At 67.9% G+C, this 18,130-nt stretch carries 18 protein-coding genes and 1 pseudogene; 14 read left to right on the plus strand and 5 right to left on the minus strand.

Features of this window, described 5'->3' with window-relative positions:
* Positions 1-423 (minus strand): annotated as a pseudogene (locus EV643_RS29865) (hypothetical protein); the annotation flags it as partial.
* A gap of 440 nt (positions 424-863) precedes the next feature.
* Here EV643_RS29865 and EV643_RS29870 point away from each other — a divergent pair.
* Positions 864-1,247 (plus strand): YciI family protein, encoded by a 384-nt coding sequence (locus EV643_RS29870; protein ID WP_133803510.1) that lies wholly within the window; start codon positions 864-866, stop codon positions 1,245-1,247.
* 99 nt (positions 1,248-1,346) lie between these two features.
* Here the strand turns inward: EV643_RS29870 and EV643_RS29875 are convergent, their stop codons facing one another.
* Positions 1,347-2,405 carry an N-acetylglucosamine kinase gene (locus EV643_RS29875; RefSeq protein WP_133803511.1) on the minus strand — a complete coding sequence of 353 codons (1,059 nt, stop codon included), beginning with the start codon at positions 2,403-2,405 and terminating at the stop codon, positions 1,347-1,349.
* 209 nt (positions 2,406-2,614) lie between these two features.
* On the opposite strand from EV643_RS29875, the gene EV643_RS29880 reads away from it, so the two are divergent.
* From EV643_RS29880 to EV643_RS29915, 8 genes are all read left to right on the plus strand, one after another.
* A complete protein-coding gene (locus tag EV643_RS29880) occupies positions 2,615-3,412 on the plus strand; it encodes a sugar isomerase domain-containing protein (protein ID WP_133803512.1) in 798 nt (265 codons plus the stop codon).
* Positions 3,413-3,434: 22 nt separating this feature from the next.
* Positions 3,435-4,850, plus strand: a complete 1,416-nt coding sequence (gene ngcE, locus EV643_RS29885) for an N-acetylglucosamine/diacetylchitobiose ABC transporter substrate-binding protein (RefSeq protein ID WP_133803513.1) — start codon at positions 3,435-3,437, stop codon at positions 4,848-4,850.
* A gap of 35 nt (positions 4,851-4,885) precedes the next feature.
* Positions 4,886-5,797, plus strand: coding sequence for a carbohydrate ABC transporter permease (locus tag EV643_RS29890; protein ID WP_133803514.1), 912 nt, complete (start codon positions 4,886-4,888; stop codon positions 5,795-5,797).
* 10 nt (positions 5,798-5,807) lie between these two features.
* On the plus strand, positions 5,808-6,710 hold the full coding sequence (locus tag EV643_RS29895) for a carbohydrate ABC transporter permease (RefSeq protein WP_133803515.1): 903 nt from the start codon (positions 5,808-5,810) through the stop codon (positions 6,708-6,710).
* A gap of 88 nt (positions 6,711-6,798) precedes the next feature.
* Positions 6,799-8,247, plus strand: a complete 1,449-nt coding sequence (argG, locus tag EV643_RS29900) for an argininosuccinate synthase (protein ID WP_133803516.1) — start codon at positions 6,799-6,801, stop codon at positions 8,245-8,247.
* Between the two features lie 54 nt (positions 8,248-8,301).
* Positions 8,302-9,651: an N-acetylglucosamine/diacetylchitobiose ABC transporter substrate-binding protein gene (gene ngcE / locus EV643_RS29905; protein WP_133803517.1), complete on the plus strand. Its 1,350-nt coding sequence runs from the start codon at positions 8,302-8,304 to the stop codon at positions 9,649-9,651.
* 46 nt (positions 9,652-9,697) lie between these two features.
* Positions 9,698-10,723: an iron-siderophore ABC transporter substrate-binding protein gene (locus tag EV643_RS29910; protein WP_133803518.1), complete on the plus strand. Its 1,026-nt coding sequence runs from the start codon at positions 9,698-9,700 to the stop codon at positions 10,721-10,723.
* Between the two features lie 65 nt (positions 10,724-10,788).
* Positions 10,789-11,202 carry a hypothetical protein gene (locus tag EV643_RS29915; protein ID WP_202869827.1) on the plus strand — a complete coding sequence of 138 codons (414 nt, stop codon included), beginning with the start codon at positions 10,789-10,791 and terminating at the stop codon, positions 11,200-11,202.
* Between the two features lie 95 nt (positions 11,203-11,297).
* Here EV643_RS29915 and EV643_RS29920 read toward each other — a convergent pair whose 3' ends face one another.
* The 3 genes from EV643_RS29920 to EV643_RS29930 form a co-directional block, all read right to left on the minus strand.
* Positions 11,298-11,483 carry a YbdD/YjiX family protein gene (locus EV643_RS29920; protein ID WP_133803519.1) on the minus strand — a complete coding sequence of 62 codons (186 nt, stop codon included), beginning with the start codon at positions 11,481-11,483 and terminating at the stop codon, positions 11,298-11,300.
* Entirely contained in the window at positions 11,480-13,603 is a 2,124-nt protein-coding gene (locus EV643_RS29925; RefSeq protein WP_133803520.1) for a carbon starvation CstA family protein, read from the minus strand. Before EV643_RS29925 ends, EV643_RS29920 begins: the two co-directional genes overlap by 4 nt.
* A gap of 66 nt (positions 13,604-13,669) precedes the next feature.
* Positions 13,670-13,897: a DUF3311 domain-containing protein gene (locus EV643_RS29930; protein WP_238165892.1), complete on the minus strand. Its 228-nt coding sequence runs from the start codon at positions 13,895-13,897 to the stop codon at positions 13,670-13,672.
* A gap of 199 nt (positions 13,898-14,096) precedes the next feature.
* Between EV643_RS29930 and EV643_RS29935 the strand changes: the two genes are divergently transcribed.
* The 5 genes from EV643_RS29935 to EV643_RS29955 all read left to right on the plus strand — a co-directional run bounded on the left by EV643_RS29935 (position 14,097) and on the right by EV643_RS29955 (position 18,108).
* Positions 14,097-15,587, plus strand: a complete 1,491-nt coding sequence (locus EV643_RS29935) for a sodium:solute symporter family protein (protein WP_133803522.1) — start codon at positions 14,097-14,099, stop codon at positions 15,585-15,587.
* A gap of 8 nt (positions 15,588-15,595) precedes the next feature.
* A complete protein-coding gene (locus EV643_RS29940; protein WP_202869828.1) occupies positions 15,596-16,156 on the plus strand; it encodes a sigma-70 family RNA polymerase sigma factor in 561 nt (186 codons plus the stop codon).
* Positions 16,153-16,425, plus strand: a complete 273-nt coding sequence (locus EV643_RS29945; protein ID WP_133803524.1) for a hypothetical protein — start codon at positions 16,153-16,155, stop codon at positions 16,423-16,425. The genes EV643_RS29940 and EV643_RS29945 overlap by 4 nt, the downstream gene beginning before the upstream one ends.
* 70 nt (positions 16,426-16,495) lie before the next feature.
* Positions 16,496-17,587 (plus strand): tryptophan--tRNA ligase, encoded by a 1,092-nt coding sequence (gene trpS / locus EV643_RS29950; protein WP_133803525.1) that lies wholly within the window; start codon positions 16,496-16,498, stop codon positions 17,585-17,587.
* 8 nt (positions 17,588-17,595) lie between these two features.
* Positions 17,596-18,108, plus strand: a complete 513-nt coding sequence (locus tag EV643_RS29955; protein ID WP_133803526.1) for a 2'-5' RNA ligase family protein — start codon at positions 17,596-17,598, stop codon at positions 18,106-18,108.
* Positions 18,109-18,130 lie beyond the last annotated feature (22 nt).

Consider the following 18,130-nt stretch of genomic DNA (forward strand, 5'->3'; position numbering starts at 1 on the left):
CGCGGTCGCGGTCACGATCCACGGAAACGGTGCCCCGGTGATCGGGTTGTGCCGCCGCTCGGTCCGGAACACGTGCGCCTTCTCCTGGGCCACCCCGATGAACACCACCTGGTCGGTGCCGGTGAAGCCGGCCAGGTACTCGTGCATCACGTCGTCCTTGCGCTGCCCCTTGGTGAAGTGGACCAGCGGCACATCATGGGCCGCGGCATAGTCATAGATGCCGGCCACGAACTGCTTCGACATCGGCGCGACCAGCGCGGTCGAGGCGATCGGTTGCCCGCGATGCCGCATCAGGTAGCCGGCCACCTGCCCGGTGCGCTGCAACTCCGGCACGAACACATTCAGATACATCCGGTCGATGCACTCGACCTCGAACCGCACATGCTCGGCCAGCACATCAGAAACCGTGCGAGGTACTGTCATAACAAGCTCCGGTCGTCGGGCCGGCCCACCGGGCCACACCACCGCCATCGAGCGGATCAACGACGAGGACCCCAGGGTCCTCGACTGACCCACGACCGGAGCCTACGAGCCCGGGCCACCCACGGACATGCCTCGGCGGGCTGGGGCGAAGCCCCGTTAGGGCCTGTCTGACGGTTCCCTGCGTGCTGCGCGGCACTCGGCACGGCATCTCGCCGCACTGGAGCAAAGGCCACGATGAACACCGCATCGAGGCCTTCACTCCAGCACACCGAGCTACCGCACCGAGCACCTGCTCGCGACTGCAGGGAACCGTCAGACAGGCCCTTGGCGAGCGGTACGTCGGACGGCCCGCGCCAGGCTCGACATTTTCGAAATGTCGAGAAGTTCCGGCAGCCTCCGACCTCTGCTGCGAGGATCCATTCGAACGAGAGGAACCGGTCATGAAGTACCTGTTGTTGATTCACAGCAACCCCGAGACCTGGGGGCACCCGTCGTTCCTGCACACCAAGGCGGGGAAGGCGCTGCCCGAGTCGGCGCGGCAGGCGCTGTCCGACCAGTTGGAGAAGCTGCTCGCCGAGCTGGCCGAGAACGGCGAGCTGGTGGTGGCGGAACCGCTCGACGCCCCGGAGAAGACCAAGGTGGTCCGGATCCGCAAGGGCGTCCGGGCGACCACCGACGGTCCGTATTCCGAGGCGAAGGAGCAGCTCGCCGGCGTCTTCATCGTCGACGTGGCCACCCCGGAACGCGCCGAGGAGATCGCCGCCCGCATCCCCGAAGCCCAGTTCGTCGGCGTCGAGCTGAGGCCGATCTCGGTCTTCGACTAGTGAATGCCGGACCGCCAGCCCATCACAATCGACGATCCCGGCCCTGCCGCACGCTCAGCGGCAGCCCGCTCAACCCCGATTGATGTGCTGGCGGTCCGCCTAACTCACCAGCCGAGCATGGTTGGCCTTGGTCGCCAAGGCGGGGTCGAGGGTGCCGAGGGCTAGCCAGGTGGCGCCGCCGACGCCGTTGTGGGCGGTGAGGACCTCGCCGGGGAAGTGCTGGTGGATGTTTTCGCGGAGCAGCCGGCCGACCGGCGAGGATTCACCCGCGACACTTCCCGCGAGCACCAATGGGCCGTTGTCCGACGTTGTCCGGAGCCCGCCGACCGTCTCTGTGAGCAACTCGGCTGCGCGTTTCACCAGCGCCTGCGCGGTCTCGTCGTCCTGGTCGTACGCCGCCACGACGGTGCGGGCCAGTTCGGCCAACAGGACCGGTGGGCGCGAGTTCACCGTGCGAATCAGGTCGTCACGGAGCCGGTCGTACCCCTCACGTTCGGCGACACCGTGCTCGTCGTAGTCCGGCAGCACCTGCTGGATCACCGCTTCACCGAGCGCTCCGATCGGCTCCCCGAGATCCAGGGTGCGCAGCAGACTGCGCATCGCCTCACGGCCGAGCCAGAACCCCGAACCGTCGTCGCCGAGCAGCCAGCCGTGCCCGCCGGAAGTCCGGACCAATCGGTGGTCGCGGACCAGGCCGGCGTTGCTTCCGGTCCCCGCTATCAGGACGGCACCGTCCGGTTCCGGCGTTCCGGAGGCGAAGGCGACCTCCAGGTCGCCGATGTAGTCGGGTTCGCAGACCAGGCCGGCGCCGTTCCAGGCCGCGTCGAACTGGGCCCGCACGTCCGGCTTGGACAGCGCCGAACCGCCGGCCGCGCCGATCACGGCGGCCTTCACCATCGTCGGGTCGAGCGGCGGCGTCCCGGACTCCAGACCGGCGAGCGCTTGCCTGAGTGCCGTGCCGAAGTTCGCCGCGGCACTCGCCGGATGGCTGGTCGGATTTCCGCCGGCAGCGGCTCCGCGGCCTACTACCTTGCCGTCGTGGTCCGCGATCATGATCCGGGTGGAGGTGCCGCCGAGATCGCCGCCCAGGACCAGTGCGGTCGCCGGTATTACGACCACTGATTCCCGTGGTTCCTGGAGCGAGGGTTCGTGCGACATAGGCGATGCTCCAAACTGCTCAGAGTTGTCCAGTTTCGAACAGCCACGGACAAGGTCACGCAACGGTCCCGATCTGGGCGAGAGAGTGAGATGAGCCTTGACTTTAGCTGCCAGGTGAGAAAAGTTCTGTCCAGCAAACCGCAAACTTGCGCAGTTGTCGGCACCAGGAGTGTCGCGCCGAACACATTAGTCGAGGGGTGGGGCCTCAGATGGCCAGCACGGCAGAGGGCAGCACGAGCGTCAACAAGGGGATTGGCGCCTTGAGTGCGCAGTCCTATGTTCAAGCGCTCACGCCGATCATGTCTGCTGTCACCGAGCAGATCGACGGCCCGATCCAGCAGGCCGCGGACCTGATGGCCGCCTCGCTGCGCGCCGACGGCGTCATCCAGGCCTTCGGCTCCGGTCACTCCGAGGCGCTCGCGATGGAGATCGCCGGCCGGGCCGGCGGCCTGATCGCGACCAACCGGATCGCGCTGCGCGACCTGGTGCTGCTCGGCGGCGAATCACCCGAGCTGCTCCGTGGTGGCGAGCTCGAGCGCGACCCGTCGTACTCCCGCAAGCTCTACGAACTGTCGGCCGCACGACCGGGCGACCTGTTCGTGATCGCCTCCAACTCCGGCGTGAACGGCTCCATCGTCGAGCTCGCAGGAGTGGTGAAGGAGAAGGGCCACCCCCTGATCGCGATCACCTCGCTGCAGCACACCAGCGGGGTGGAGTCGCGGCACCCGTCCGGCAAGAAGCTGATCGACTTCGCCGACGTGGTGCTGGACAACCACGCTCCGTACGGCGACTCCGTGCTCGACCTGCCAACTGGTGGCAAGGTTTGCGCCGTGTCGTCCATCACCGCCGCGCTGATTGCGCAGATGCTGGTCGCTGAGGTACTGCGCCGGCTGACCGAGGCCGGTGAGACCCCACCGGTCTACCTGTCCGCGAACATCCCGGGCGGCGACGACCACAACCACGCCCTTGAAGCACAGTACGCCGGCCGGATCCGTCGTACTGCCTGAAACACTCTCGGAAGGCGGGACCATGACCACACCCAACAACCTGTCGCGGCGGCTTTTCCTCCAGCGCGCGGCGGTCGGCACCTTGCTGGCCACGGGTGGCAGTACGCTCGCGGCCTGCGCGAGCGGCGGCGGTGACGACAGCGGCGGCGGTGGCGGCGCCGAGAAAACCTCGGAAAACCCGTTCGGCGTCAAGGCGGCCGACCCGTTGGACGTCGTCATCTTCAAGGGCGGCTACGGCGACGACTACGCCAAGGCCCACGAGGAGCTCTACAAGAAGAAGTTCCCCGAGACGACCGTCAAGCACGCCGGTATCACCGACATCACGCCGCAGCTGCAGCCGCGGTTCAACGGTGGCAACCCGCCGGACGTGATCGACAACTCCGGTGCCTCGGCGCTGCCGTCGTCGACGCTGGCCACGAGCGGTCAGCTCGCTGACCTGACCCAGCTGTTCGACGCCGCCTCGATCGACGACGCAAGCAAGAAGGTCCGCGACACGATCGAGCCGATCACCCTGGAGGCGGCCCAGCTGAGCGGCAAGCCGCTGCTGCTCAACTACGTCCTGACCGTCTACGCGATCTGGTACAACAAGCCGCTGTTCGCCAAGAACGGCTGGGAGCCGGCGAAGACCTGGCAGGAGTTCCTCGACCTGTGCGAGACGATCAAGAAGGCGGGCATCGCACCGATGGCCCACCAGGGCAAGCACCCGTACTACATCGGCCAGGTGCATATGGACATGGCCGTCAAGCACGGTGGCCACGACGTCATCAAGGCGATCGACCAACTCGAGCCGAACGCGTGGAAGCACGAGTCGATCAAGGCCGCCGCCGAGGCGATCCTGGAGATCAAGGGCAAGGGCTACTTCATGCAGGGCACCGAGGGTCTGGACCACATCCAGTCCCAGACCGCCTGGAACCAGGGCAAGGCGGCGTTCATCCCGTCCGGCTCGTGGCTGGAGAACGAGCAGAAGCCGGTCGCGCCCGCGGACTTCGAGACCACCGCGGCCTACACTCCGCTGCTGGACGGCTCGAAGCTGCCGGTCGACTGCACCGAGATCGCCGCCGGTGAGCCCTTCATCGTGCCGGAGCAGGCGAAGAACAAGGCCGGTGGCCTGGAGTACATGCGGATCATGCTGTCGAAGGAGGCGGCCGGCAAGTTCACCGAGCTGACCGGTTCCCCGACCGTGGTCAAGGGTGCCGGCGAGGGGCTCAAGCTCAGCCCGGGCGCGTCGTCCTCGAGCGCGCTGCTGAAGTCCGGTGGCGACAACAACTGGACGACGTACTTCGCCGCGTGGTACTCGACGATGGACAAGCCGATCCGTAGCGTGTGGGGAGAGCTTGCCGCCGCCCGCATCACGGCCGACGAGTTCTGCAACCGTGCCCAGAAGATCGCCGACGACACGGCCAAGGACCCGAAGACGGTCAAGCAGACCCGCAGCTGAGCTGATCCTCCGCCCCCCTGCTCTGAAGGAGAGAGATGCGGCACGGCAGTTACCGGTTCGTCGCGAGTTTCCTCGCGATTCCACTGGCGTTGTATGCGATCTTCGTGATCTCCCCGTTCGTCCAGGCGTTCTACTACTCGCTGACCGACTGGACCGGGATCTCACCGGAGTTCAACTTCGTGGGTTTCGACAACTTCCAGACCCTCGCTCGCGACGCGGTGTTTCGCCAGGCACTCGGGCACAACCTGATCCTGCTGATCGGGCTGCCGCTGATCACGATCTTCCTCGCCCTGGTGTTCGCCTACCTGCTCAACGTGGGTGGGCGGGCGAACGCCGCGGGCGTGCAGGGGGTCCGGGGCAACGGCTTCTACAAGCTGGCGTTCTTCCTGCCCCAGGTGCTGTCGGTCCCGGTCATCGCGGTCATCTGGGCGACGGTGATGACCTCGACCGACACCGGCCTGCTCAACTCCTTCACGAAGGCGATCGGCCTGGGTACGTCGGAGTACCTGGCCGACCCCAACATCGCGCTGTACTGCGTGATGTGGGTGCTGATCTGGGGCAGCGTCGGGTTCTACCTGGTGCTGTTCAACGCGGCCATGTCCGGGATCCCGAAGGACATCTTCGAGGCCGCCATCATCGATGGTGCGGGCCGGTTCGCGACGTTCTACCGGATCACCCTGCCGCTGCTGTGGGACACCATCCAGACCTCCTGGGTGTACCTGGCCATCCTGGCGCTGGACGCGTATGCGTTGGTCGCGGTGATGACCGCGGGACCGGGCGGACCCGACAACTCCACCCAGGTGATGGGTCTGCAGATCGCGGACAACGGCTTCCAGTACGGCCGGGCCGGCTACGCCTCGGCGATGGGTGTGGTGCTGTTCTTCCTGACGCTGATCATCGCCGCTGTCATGCTCCGGGCCACCCGCCGCGACCGGATCGAATACTGAGGGGCCGGAAATGACCGTACCTGTACAGATCGACGTCGAGGAGACCAGCGCGAAGCCCGCGCCGGCGATCCGTCCGGCCGGCGGCAAGGACCGCGCCTTCAGCCCGGTGAACGTGTTCTCCCACACCGTGCTGATCGCCTGGAGCGTTCTCGTCGTGGTGCCGTTCGCCTGGGCGCTGCTCGCGTCGCTGAAGAGCACCGGCGAGATCTTCGGCGACAACCCTTGGGCGTTGCCCAAGGACCTGCTCTGGTCCAACTTCTCCAGGGCCTGGGACAAGGGCGTCGGCGACTACCTGTTCAACAGCGCCGTGGTCGTCGCCGGCGGTGTCTTCGGCACTATGCTGTTCGGGTCGATGGTCGCCTACGTGCTCGCCCGGTACGAGTTCCCCGGCAACCGCTTCATCTACTACCTGTTCGCGGCCGGGATGATGTTCCCGACCTTCCTGGCGATCGTGCCGCTGTTCTTCGTGGTCAAGGGCTTCGGGATGGTGTCGACGTACCAGGGCCTGATCCTGGTCTACATCGCCTACTCGCTGCCGTTCACGGTGTTCTTCATGCACGCGTTCTTCCGGACGCTGCCGACCTCGATCGCCGAGGCCGCTCTGGTCGACGGCGCCTCCCACGCGACCACGTTCTTCCGGGTGATGCTCCCGATGGCCAAGCCCGGCCTGATCAGCGTCGGCATCTTCAACGTGCTGGGTCAGTTCAACCAGTTCGTGCTGCCGTCGTTCCTGTCGCCGGAGAAGCCGGTTCTGTCCCAGGGCATCGCGACCCTCCTCGGCAGTCAGCGCTACGAGAACGAGTGGGGCATCCTGTTCGCCGCCCTGACCATCGCGATGGTCCCGGTCATCGCGGTCTACCTGGTCTTCTACCGCCAGGTCCAGGCCGGCCTCACCGGCGCCACGCTCAAGTAGAGCCCCTCCTTTCCACCGCTTTCGGACGTTGCCGTTGGTTGCGACGGCCGGTTTGCATAATCATGCATTCGGCTGCATAATTTCAGTCATGTCCAAGGTACTCACCTCGCTGCCCGTCGGTGAACGGGTCGGCATCGCGTTCTCCGGCGGTCTCGATACTTCTGTCGCGGTCGCGTGGATGCGCGACAAGGGTGCGGTGCCGTGCACGTACACCGCCGACATCGGCCAGTACGACGAGCCCGCGATCGAGACGGTGCCGGAGCGGGCGACGGCGTACGGGGCGGAGATCGCCCGGCTGATCGACTGCAAGTCGGCACTGGTCGAGGAGGGGCTCGCGGCACTGGCCTGCGGGGCGTTCCACATCCGGTCGGGTGGCCGGGCCTACTTCAACACCACGCCGCTGGGGCGGGCCGTCACCGGCACGCTGCTGGTCCGGGCGATGCTCGAGGACGACGTCCAGATCTGGGGCGACGGATCGACCTTCAAGGGCAACGACATCGAGCGGTTCTACCGGTACGGGCTGCTCGCCAACCCGTCGCTGCGGATCTACAAGCCGTGGCTGGACGCGGACTTCGTCGCCCAGCTCGGCGGCCGCAAGGAGATGTCCGAGTGGCTGGTCGAGCACGGCCTGCCGTACCGGGACAGCACCGAGAAGGCGTACTCGACCGACGCGAACATCTGGGGCGCGACGCACGAGGCGAAGTCGCTGGAGCACCTGGACACCAGTCTCGAGATCGTCCAGCCGATCATGGGGGTCCGGTTCTGGGACCCCGAGGTCGAGATCCTCACCGAGGACGTCACGATCGGGTTCGAGCAGGGCCGGCCGGTGACGATCAACGGCAAGGAGTTCGCCAGCGCCGTCGACCTGGTGCTGGAGGCCAACGCGATCGGCGGCCGGCACGGGCTGGGGATGTCGGACCAGATCGAGAACCGGATCATCGAGGCGAAGAGCCGGGGGATCTACGAGGCGCCCGGGATGGCGTTGCTGCACGCGGCGTACGAGCGGCTGGTGAACGCGATCCACAACGAGGACACCGTCGCCAGCTACCACAACGAGGGCCGCAAACTCGGCCGGCTGATGTACGAGGGCCGCTGGCTGGACCCGCAGGCGCTGATGGTGCGCGAGTCCCTGCAGCGGTGGGTCGGTACGGCGGTGACCGGCGAGGTGACGCTGCGGCTGCGGCGGGGCGAGGACTACTCGATCCTCGACACCGCCGGGCCCGCGTTCAGCTACCACCCGGACAAGCTCTCGATGGAGCGGACCGAGGACTCCGCCTTCGGCCCGCTGGACCGGATCGGCCAGCTGACCATGCGGAACCTGGACATCGCCGACTCCCGGGCAAAGCTCGAGCAGTACGCCGGCCTCGGCCTGATCGGCACCGCTCACCCGGCCCTGATCGAGGCGGCCCAGGCCGTCCCCACCGGTCTGATCGGCGAGATGGACGAGGGCGGCGCCGAGGCGATCGCCTCCCGCGGCGAGGTCTCCGAGGACGAGGAACTCCTCGACCGCGCGGCTATGGAGTCCGGCACCGACTAGTCGGATTCCTTCCCCACCCCACCGCCCCGGTCGAGTTCCGCTAGCCTGCGGAAGGTGCTCAGACGAAGGACTGTCCTGCAGGGCGCTCTTGCGGGCGCCCTGTTGACCGGTTGCTCCTCCGGAGGGTCGACGAAGCCGACTGCTTCCCCTGCGGACAACCCGTTCGCGGTGGGTGGGGATACGCCGCTGGAAGTCGTGGTGTCCGAGGAGTACGGCGGGTTCGCGGCAGCGCCGTACAGGAAGAAGTATGCGCAGGCGGTGGTCACGGTGACGCCGACCAAGCAGCTCAGGGACCTACTGCAGTCGCGGTTCGCAGCGGGGAGTCCGCCGGATGTGGTGCTGAGTACGGGGGACAAGGCGCTGACCGTGAGCCGGTTGGTCGCGGACGGCCAGCTGGCCGATCTGCAGAAGCTCCTGGATGCGCCGTCGTGGGACAATCAGGGCGTGCCGGTCAAGGACTTGGTGCTGCCGGGGATGCTCGACGCGGGGCGGTACGAGGGCAAGCAGTACGCGCTGAACTACGTGGTGAACGTCTACGGGCTCTGGTACTCGGCGCAGCTCTTCCAGAAACACGGCTGGGACGTGCCGCGGACGTGGCCCGAGCTACTGGCGCTTGGTGCCGAAATGAAGGCCGCGGGCGTAGGGCCGTTCACGTACGCCGGAGTGCACCCGTACTACGTGCTCGAGGCTGTACTGACCCTTGCGGCCAAGGCCGGCGGGCACGATGTCGTCAAGCGGATCGACAACCTCGAAGCCGGCGCCTGGAAGGACCAGAGCATGGTCCGGGCGATCACGGCGTTCGCGGAGCTGACCAAGCGCGGGCTGATCGCGCAGGGGAGTCAGCAGATGGACCACATCGGTTCGCAGACCCGGCTGATGACGTCGAAGGCCGGCCTGCTCCCGTGCGGGAACTGGCTGGAGAACGAGATGAAGGCCGTCACCCCGCAGAACTTCGGTCTGACCATGTTCGGCGTGCCACCGCTGGACGGGTCGTCCGCGATGCCGAAGGGCGTGCATGTGGCTCCGACCGCGCCGTTGCTGGTCGCCGCGAAGGCGAAGAACCAGCCGGGCGGGCTCGACTACCTCCGCGCGATGCTGTCCAAGGAGGTCGCCGCCCAGGTGACGAGCCAGACCAGCCAGCTGACCGTCGTACGGGGTGCCGCGGACGGCCTGGAGATCAGTACGGCGCTGCGCTCGGCCCGGGATCTCCTCACAGCCGCCGGGGATCAGGCGATCACCTGGTACTTCGACACGTGGTACGCCGAGTTCGCGAAGACCGCCGGCGAGATCACCGGGCAATGCCTGGCGGGCGCCTTCCGGCCGGACGAGTGGGCGGCCCGGATCCAGGCGGCCGCCGACCAGGTCAAGCAGGACAAGACCATCACGAAGTATCACCGCGACTGACCTCCTGGATAAGGTTAGGGCAACCTAACTAGCCTGTGAGGTCTCAATGTGTTCCTTCCTGCGACCGGTCGTCGCGCTGCTCGTTCTGCCTCTGCTTGCACTGACGGGGTGTGGTTCCGATACCGAGGACCCCGTCGCCGGGAGCACCGCCGGCGCCGAGGCGGGCGCGTTCCCGGTGTCGATCAAGAACAAGTTCGGCACCGCGGAGATCAAGTCGGCGCCGCAGCGGGTGGTGACGGTCGGACTGGTCGAGCAGGACGCGTTGCTCGCACTCGGCGTGGTCCCGGTCGCCACCACCGAGTGGTTCGGCGAGAAGCCGGGCGCGCTGTTCCCGTGGGCGAAGGAGAAGCTCGGCAGCGCGGCGGTGCCGACCGTGCTGAACGACAAGGACGGGATCCAGTTCGAGAAGCTCGCCTCGCTCCAGCCGGACCTGATCATCGGGCTGTACTCCGGGATCACAGCCGAGGACTACAAGAAGCTCGAGGCGATCGCGCCGACGGTCGCCCAGCCGGCCGGCGTACCGGACTACGGCGTCGCCTGGCAGGACGTGGCCCGTACCGTCGGCCAGGCGGTCGGCAAGGCCAAGCAGGCGGACGAGCTGGTGAAGGGGATCGAGCAGCGGTTCGCCACCGTGCGATCCGAGCACCCCGAGTTCCAGGGCAAGACCGCGCTGGCGGCGACGCCGTGGGAGGGCTACTTCGTCTACGGCACCCAGGATCCGCGCTCGCGGCTGCTGACTGACTTCGGCTTCACGCTACCGTCCGGGCTGGACAAGGTGATCGGCGACAAGTTCGGCGGCAACATCAGCGCCGAGCGGCTCTCGGTCCTCGACCAGCAGGTGCTCGTCTGGTTCCCGGCCAAGGGCGGTACGGCGAAGCTCAAGGCGGACCCGCTCTACATGAACTTCAAGGTCCGCACCGAGGGTCGTGATGTGTTCATCGAGGAGAACTACGACGACCAGGTGTACGGCGCGATCCAGTTCGTATCGGTGCTGAGCCTGCCGATCGTTCTCGACCAGCTCGTGCCCAAGCTGTCCAAGGCCGTCGACGGCGACCCGGCAACAAACGCCTAGCCACCACAAAAGATCTCGCCGTCGGAGAGGAGCCGACGTAACCTCGAAAGAGGGTGGTGAGGTCGATGGAGTGGGTGGCTTTCCTCTTCCTGTTCGTTTCCTTTTGGGCGTTCCTTTGGGTGCTGCTCAGTCTCGTGTTGCCGCAGCCGCCGTCGCGCTGGCGCCAGGGGCTGCAGACGTCGGCGGAGCGCCTCGCCGGACGGTTTCGCCGGCGCACTGTCCCCGAGCCCGACCCGTTCGACACGTTGCGATTGCAGACCAGGCTCGGCGATCTCGCCGGAAAGATCCGGCGGGTCGAGGCCACGCCGCGAATCTACGCGAAAGCGCATCGGTTGATGGCCCTCGAGGCCGCGTACGACGACCTGCTCGACGAGGCCTGCCGGCTCGCCGGCGTACCCGCGGAGGCCGACCTGAAGCGAGGCGACGAGAAGCGCTGGCACGAGGAGCAGGAACTGGCTTCCCGCGGCTGGTCCTGGTAACTCTTCGCCTAGGGCCACACCACCTGGTCCAGGAAGTCCTCCACCGCGGTCGCGGCTGCTGACCGACTTCGGATTCGCCCTGCCGAGCGTTCGGCTTAACAGCACCGGTTGTGAGCTTGATCTTCCCGGTGTCGGGCCCGCATCCGCTCGTACTCGCGGCGGGTGGGCGGCGGTCCGTCGGTCAGGCGTGCGCGGTACCGGTCGTACTCCGCTTCGCCGGTGAACTCCCGGATGTACCAATGCAACTGGCGCAGGATGCGGCGAAGGGCAGCCGACCTCATTCGCGGGTCCCGGCGAGTTCCCTGCCCGGCTCCGGAAGGGTCGCGTCGATCCGCGACTCGACGTACGGCGCCTCGGTCGTCGGCAGCGGCTCGGGCGAGCGCAGGGAGCGTACGCACACCACCGTTGCGTTGGCTATCACAGTTGCGACGAGGAGCAGGAACAGCGCGATCAGCACACCATCGACCGTGGAATTGGTGACCACGGTGTGCATGTCGTCCATCGACTTGGCGGGTGCCAGCACGGTGCCGGAATCGATGCCGTCGGCGTACTTGGCGCGCTGGGCGAAGAAGCCCACCCGCGGGTCGGCGGAGAAGATCTTCTGCCAGCCAGCGGTGAAGGTCACCGCTACCACCCACACCAGGGGTACGCCGGTCACCCAGGCCCAGCGGATCCGGCCTGACTTCACCAGTACGGTCGTGCAGACGGTGAGCGCGACGGCGGCGAGCAGTTGGTTCGCGATGCCGAACAGCGGGAAGAGCTGGTTGATGCCGCCGAGCGGATCGGTGGCGCCGGCGTAGAGGAAATAGCCCCAGGCTGCGACGACGAGGGCGCTGGTGATCCAGATGCCGGGCTTCCAGTTGACCCGGCCGATCGGCTTCCAGATGTTGCCCAGCATGTCCTGGAGCATGAACCGCCCGACCCGGGTGCCCGCATCGACGGTCGTCAGGATGAACAGCGCCTCGAACATGATCGCGAAGTGGTACCAGAAGGCCTTCATCCCGGCGCCCCCGAAGACCCCGGAGAAGATCTCCGACATACCGACGGCCAGGGTCGGGGCCCCGCCGGAGCGGGCGATCAGCGTTTGCTCCTCCACCGCCTTGGCGGCGGCCACGAGTTCGCCGGGGGTGATGCTGAAGCCGAGGTTCGCCACGGCCTGGGCGGCGGATTCGGCGGTGCCGCCGAGCAGCCCGGCCGGGGCGTTCATCGCGTAGTACAACCCCGGGTCGAGGACGGCGGCGGCGATCAGCGCCATGACGGCGACGAAGGACTCCATCAGCATCGCCCCGTAGCCGATCATCCGGACCTGGGACTCCTTCTGGATCAGTTTCGGAGTAGTACCGGAGGCGACGAGGGCATGGAAGCCGGACAGCGCGCCGCAGGCGATGGTGATGAAGAGGAAGGGGAAGAGCGAGCCCGCGAAGACCGGTCCGGCGCCGGACGAGGCGAAGTCGGTGATCGCCTCGGCCTTGAGGGCGGGGGCGGCGACCAGCACACCGATCGCGAGCAGCGCGATCGTGCCGACCTTCATGAAGGTGGACAGGTAGTCGCGGGGCGCGAGAAGCATCCACACGGGGAGGACGGAGGCGACGAAACCGTATCCGGCCAGGCAGAGGACCAGCGTCGTCGGGCTCCAGGTGAAGGCGCTGGCGAGGGCGGGGGAGTTGTCCACCCAGCCGCCGCCGACGATGGCGAGCAGCAGCAGCGCCACGCCGATCAGGGAGGTTTCCGTCACCCGGCCGGGGCGGACGATGCGCAGGTAGAAGCCCATGAAGATGGCGATCGGGATGGTCATGGCGACCGAGAAGGTGCCCCAGGGCGAGTGCGCGAGGGCGTTGACCACGACCAGGGCCAGGACGGCGAGCAGGATGATCATGATGGCGAACACCGCGATCAGCGCGGCTGCTCCGCCGACCTTACCGATCTCCTCGCGGGCCATCTGGCCGAGCGATTTGCCGTCCCGTCGCATCGAGAGGAACAGGACCACCATGTCCTGCACCGCTCCCGCGAAGATCACCCCGACGACGATCCAGATGGTGCCGGGGAGGTAGCCCATCTGGGCCGCGAGGACAGGGCCGACCAGCGGTCCGGCGCCCGCGATCGCGGCGAAATGGTGGCCGAGGAGGATGCGGCGGTCGGTCGGTTGGTAGTCGACACCATCCTCCAGCCGCTCGGCGGGGGTGGCCCGGCGGTCGTTCAGCTTCAACACCCGGCGGGCGATGAAGCGGGAGTAGAAGCGGTACGCGATGGCGTACGAGCCAAGGGCGGCGATCACCAGCCAGACGGCGGAGATCTCCTCGCCCCGGGCCAGGGCCACCATGCCCCAGCCGGCGGCGCCGAGCAGGGCGACGCAGGTCCACAAAAGGACTGATCTAGGGCGATGCTGAGCGGTTTTGAGCATGGCGGATCCTCGCCTCGGCGGGTCGGTGGGTTCGGGGTCGGGCTGAGCTGGACGACTGGTGGATTGTTACGGCTGGTGGGAGCGGCGGGTCAGCAGGTACGCGGCGAGCATGCCGAGGGTGCACCCCGGCACCCAGGCGAGTTGGTACCAGTAGAAGAACGGCACCCCGGCCAGCCGTGGCCGGTCCTGCGCGTACCAGGGCACGCAGACCAGCGCGACGACCGGTGTGAGCAGGCAGAGGGCGGCCGCGAACCGGCGCCGGCGCGGTGGGCCGGGATGTGCGAGTGGTGCCACGGTCTCCTCCCTCATTCCCGTCGTTGGTGGTCTGTGCAAGAGTTGCGCCTGCACACACTTCGGTTGACAGCGGATTTCATCAAGGTTTCCGCGGCCCTCCTGTCATCCGAATGCGCCGCCCGCGCAACTCGTAGGCAACACACCCCGGATGCGCGAGTTCAGGGCACCAGGCCTGGTAGGACGCCAAGGGCGGTGAGCGATGACCGAAGGCCCCATGGCTGCGGCATTCCTCGCCGTTGTCCTCGGCGCGTCCCTGCTCGCCTTCGCCGCCCGCCGCCTGCACACCGACGACAGCCTGCCCTCGTTGGAGGGATGGGCCCTGGCCGACCGTCGCCTCGGGACGCTGTGGACGTGGCTGCTGCTCGGCGGCACGATCTTCACGGCGTACACCTTCGCGGCCGTTCCCGGCCTGGTGTACGGCAACGGGGCGCCCGCCTTCTTCGCCCTTCCTTACACGGTGATCGTCTGTCCGCTGGCCTTCGTCCTGCTGCCCCGGATGTGGACGATCGCAAAGGAACATGGCTATGTCACGGTCGGTGACTTCGTGCGCGGACACTACGGATCCGCGCCTCTCGCCCTGGTCGTCGCGCTCACCGGCATCCTCGCGACGATGCCCTATCTCGCGCTGCAACTGCTCGGCATCCGCGCCGTGCTCACGGCCGGCGGGCTCTATCCCCGCGCCGCCACCGGCGACCTGGTCATGGTCGCGATCTTCGCGGGGCTGGCGGTTGCCACGTACCGGCACGGCCTGCGCGCCCCCACCGTCATCTCGGCGCTCAAGGGCGTGGCCGTCTTCTGCTCGGTGCTGGCGGTCTGCTGGCTGGTGCTGGCCCGGCTCGGCGGCCCCGGCGGGATCTTCGACGCGGCCGAACGACGGTTGGGCGAAACCGGGGGCGCCTCCCTCCTTCTCACCCCCGAGCAGCAGCCCGCGTTCGCCACCCTCGCCATCGGCTCGGCGCTCGCCCTGCTGATGTACCCGCACGTCCAGATCGCCGCCTTCGCGGCTTCCAGCCCGCGCGTACTGCAGCGGGTCGCCGTTGCCCTCCCGGCATGGACCGCGGTGCTCGCCCTCTTCGGCCTGCTCGGCATCGCGGCGCTTGCCTACGGCGTGCGCGCCCCGGTGGGTGGCGCCGAGGCTGCCGTCCCGATGCTGGTCGACCGCCTCATGCCCGCGGCGCTGGCCGGCCTGGTGTTCGGCGCGATCACCGTCGGCGCGCTCGTTCCGGCCGCCATCATGTCGATCGCGGCCGCCACCTCGTTCGTACGCAATGTGTACGTGGAGTACTTCCACCCAACCGCCACGCCCAAGCGACAGGTGCGCATCGCCAAGGCGGTCTCCCTGACGGCGAAGGTCGGGGCGGTCGCGTTCGTCTTCGGTCTGCGCGACCAGGACGCCATCAACCTGCAACTGCTGGGCGGGGTGTGGATCCTGCAGATCTTCCCCGCTGTCGCAATCGGCCTCTACACTCGCCGGTTACACCCGCGCGCGCTGCTCGCCGGGTGGGCCACCGGGATGCTGGCCGGCACGGTGATGGTCGTCCGAGAGGGGTTCTCGCCCGTGGTCCCGATCGGCGGGCAGGTCGAAATTTACGCGGGGCTGGTGGCCCTGCTGCTCAATCTGGCTGTCGCGGTGGCAGGTACGGCGATCCTCGACAGACACCGCCAGGGGACGGGAGCGCTCAACCGATGAACATGAGCATGAGACGGATCGGCCCGGCCGCCGCTGCCGAGGGCCCACCGGTGAAAGCGAGTACGGCCGACCCCGTCGAGCAGGAGCGGGAGGCGGCCGTCGCCAGGCTCGATCTGCACTACACCTCGATGCTTCGCCTCGCCGCGCTGCTTGGTGCCGACGACCCGGAGAACATCGTGGCCGAGGCGTACTACCAGATCTACCGCAAGTGGCGGAAGCTGCGGGACGCCGAGTCGGCGGAGGCCTATCTGCGCTCCACCGTCTGCAATCTGACCCGGATGCGCATCCGCCACCTCCAGGTCGCCCGCCGCCACGCCGCGGCGCCGGCGGCGGCCAATTCGGTGGCCTCCGCCGAGAACTCGGCGCTGCTCAAGGATGATCAGCGGGTGCTGGTCGACGCCCTGCAGGCGCTGCCCGCGCGGCAGCGCGAAGCCCTCGTACTGCGGCACTGGCTGGGTCTCAAGGAGAGCGAGATCGCAGCGGCGATGGGGATTTCGGCAGGTTCGGTCAAGACGCACACGGCGCGCGGACTGGCCGCCCTGACCCAGGCGATGGAGGCCCGGCGATGAGCGCCACGGAGAAGCAACTGCAGGAGACCCTCGAAGCCCTGGCCGGCCAGGTCAACCCGACTCGCCCAGCCCCGGACGCCTATCGCTTGGCCCGCGGCGACTGGCTACGCAGAGAACGGCGGCGCCGGCTGGTGCTCGCCATCCTCGTCACGGTCGTCTTCGCGCTGGCCGTGCTGATCGGTCTCTGGGTCCTCAACCAGGCTCCCACCGCCGACCGCCCGATCTTCAACGGCGCCGACCTGCCAGGGATTTCCAGCCGCCGCTCATAATTCGGGGCCTATGCTCCGGCAGGCCTGCCCCGGTGTGGAGCGGACCCGGGGCGCTGGCAGAATCGGGGGCATGTCTGCAGCCGTGCCCGACCCCTCCGTGGCCGGGTCCCAGCGACGCCCTCGGGTGCTGTCCGGGATCCAGCCGACGGCCGACTCCTTCCACTTCGGCAACTACCTGGGCGCGGTGCGTCAGTGGGTCGCGCTGCAGGAGGACCACGACGCGTTCTACTGCGTGGTGGACCTGCACGCCATCACGGTGGAGTACGAGCCGAAGGCGCTGCGGGACCGGACCCGGCGGTCGGTCGCCCAGTTGCTGGCGGCCGGGATCGACCCGGAGCGGTCGACGCTGTTCGTCCAGTCGCACGTCCCTGAGCACGCCCAGCTCAGCTGGGTGCTCGGCTGCATCACCGGGTTCGGCGAGGCCAGCCGGATGACACAGTTCAAGGACAAGTCTTCCAAGGGCGGCACCGACCGGGCGACGGTCGGCCTGTTCACGTACCCGATCCTGCAGGCCGCGGACATCCTGATCTACCAGGCCGACCGGGTCCCCGTCGGCGAGGACCAGCGCCAGCACCTGGAGCTGACCCGCGACCTGGCGCAGCGGTTCAACCACCGGTTCGGCAAGACGTTCCGGCTGCCCGAGTCGTACATCGTCAAGGAGACCGCGAAGATCGCGGACCTGCAGGACCCGACCGCGAAGATGAGCAAGTCGTCCTCCTCGCCGGCCGGCATCATCGATCTGCTGGACGACCCGAAGGTGAGCGCGAAGAAGATCCGCTCCGCCGTCACCGACTCCGGCCGGGACGTCGTCTTCGACCCGGAGAACAAGGCCGGGGTGGCGAACCTGCTGACCATCTACACCGCGCTCAGCGGGCGGAAGATCAGCGAGCTGGAGGACGAGTACGCCGGCCGCGGGTACGGCGACTTCAAGAAGGACCTGGCCGAGCTGGTGGTCGAGTTCGTCACGCCGTTCCGGGAGAAGACGCTCGGCTACCTGGACGACCCGGCCGAGCTGGACAAGATTCTGGCCGCCGGGGCCGAGCGGGCCCGAGCCGTCACCGAGCCGACGCTGGAGCGGGTCTACGACCGCCTCGGCTTTGTACGCGGCCCTGGGTACGGCCCTGCATCCGACGCCGGGTCCGTGCCTGGATCGGGCCGGTAGGCCGCCGGATGGCGACGATCGGTGTCGCGATCCCGATCGCGGAACCCTATGGTTCGGAGTTGCAGAAGTACCGGGCCGACTTCGGTGATCCGATGGCGTCGTCGATCCCGACGCACGTGACGTTGCTGCCGCCGACCGAGGTGGACGACGCGGAACTCGAGCGGGTCGACGAGCACCTGCTGCGGGTCGCCGCCCGGTTCCCGAGCTTCCGTATCCGGCTGCGCGGTACGGCGACCTTCCGGCCGATCTCGCCGGTGGTGTTCGTGACCCTGGCGGAGGGGATCTCGTCCTGCGAGGTGCTGCAGTCGCAGGTCCGGTCCGGGCCGCTCAAGGTCGAGCTGCGCTTCCCGTACCACCCGCACGTGACCGTGGCGCACGATCTGGACAAGGAATCACTGGACCGGGCGTACGACACTCTGTCGACGTACGACTGCGGCTTCGACGTGACCGCCTTCAGCCGGTACGAGCACGGTGCCGACGGCGTGTGGCGGCCGCAGCGAAGCTTCCCGCTGGCAGGCTAGACAGCCTCAGTCGGGGTACGGG

This window comes from Kribbella caucasensis, from assembly GCF_004361855.1.
GTDB lineage: Bacteria > Actinomycetota > Actinomycetes > Propionibacteriales > Kribbellaceae > Kribbella > Kribbella caucasensis.

Bases quoted from the DNA above. Each gene is read 5' to 3' on its own strand.
- EV643_RS29925 (WP_133803520.1), bottom strand. From the start codon at position 13,603: ATGCTCAAAACCGCTCAGCATCGCCCTAGATCAGTCCTTTTGTGGACC.
- EV643_RS29895 (WP_133803515.1), top strand. From the start codon at position 5,808: ATGACCGTACCTGTACAGATCGACGTCGAGGAGACCAGCGCGAAGCCC.
- EV643_RS29915 (WP_202869827.1), top strand. From the start codon at position 10,789: ATGGAGTGGGTGGCTTTCCTCTTCCTGTTCGTTTCCTTTTGGGCGTTC.
- EV643_RS29910 (WP_133803518.1), top strand. From the start codon at position 9,698: ATGTGTTCCTTCCTGCGACCGGTCGTCGCGCTGCTCGTTCTGCCTCTG.
- EV643_RS29945 (WP_133803524.1), top strand. From the start codon at position 16,153: ATGAGCGCCACGGAGAAGCAACTGCAGGAGACCCTCGAAGCCCTGGCC.
- EV643_RS29940 (WP_202869828.1), top strand. From the start codon at position 15,596: ATGAGACGGATCGGCCCGGCCGCCGCTGCCGAGGGCCCACCGGTGAAA.
- EV643_RS29875 (WP_133803511.1), bottom strand. From the start codon at position 2,405: ATGTCGCACGAACCCTCGCTCCAGGAACCACGGGAATCAGTGGTCGTA.
- ngcE (WP_133803513.1), top strand. From the start codon at position 3,435: ATGACCACACCCAACAACCTGTCGCGGCGGCTTTTCCTCCAGCGCGCG.
- EV643_RS29935 (WP_133803522.1), top strand. From the start codon at position 14,097: ATGACCGAAGGCCCCATGGCTGCGGCATTCCTCGCCGTTGTCCTCGGC.
- EV643_RS29920 (WP_133803519.1), bottom strand. From the start codon at position 11,483: ATGAGGTCGGCTGCCCTTCGCCGCATCCTGCGCCAGTTGCATTGGTAC.
- EV643_RS29880 (WP_133803512.1), top strand. From the start codon at position 2,615: ATGGCCAGCACGGCAGAGGGCAGCACGAGCGTCAACAAGGGGATTGGC.
- argG (WP_133803516.1), top strand. From the start codon at position 6,799: ATGTCCAAGGTACTCACCTCGCTGCCCGTCGGTGAACGGGTCGGCATC.
- EV643_RS29870 (WP_133803510.1), top strand. From the start codon at position 864: ATGAAGTACCTGTTGTTGATTCACAGCAACCCCGAGACCTGGGGGCAC.
- EV643_RS29890 (WP_133803514.1), top strand. From the start codon at position 4,886: ATGCGGCACGGCAGTTACCGGTTCGTCGCGAGTTTCCTCGCGATTCCA.
- EV643_RS29955 (WP_133803526.1), top strand. From the start codon at position 17,596: ATGGCGACGATCGGTGTCGCGATCCCGATCGCGGAACCCTATGGTTCG.
- trpS (WP_133803525.1), top strand. From the start codon at position 16,496: ATGTCTGCAGCCGTGCCCGACCCCTCCGTGGCCGGGTCCCAGCGACGC.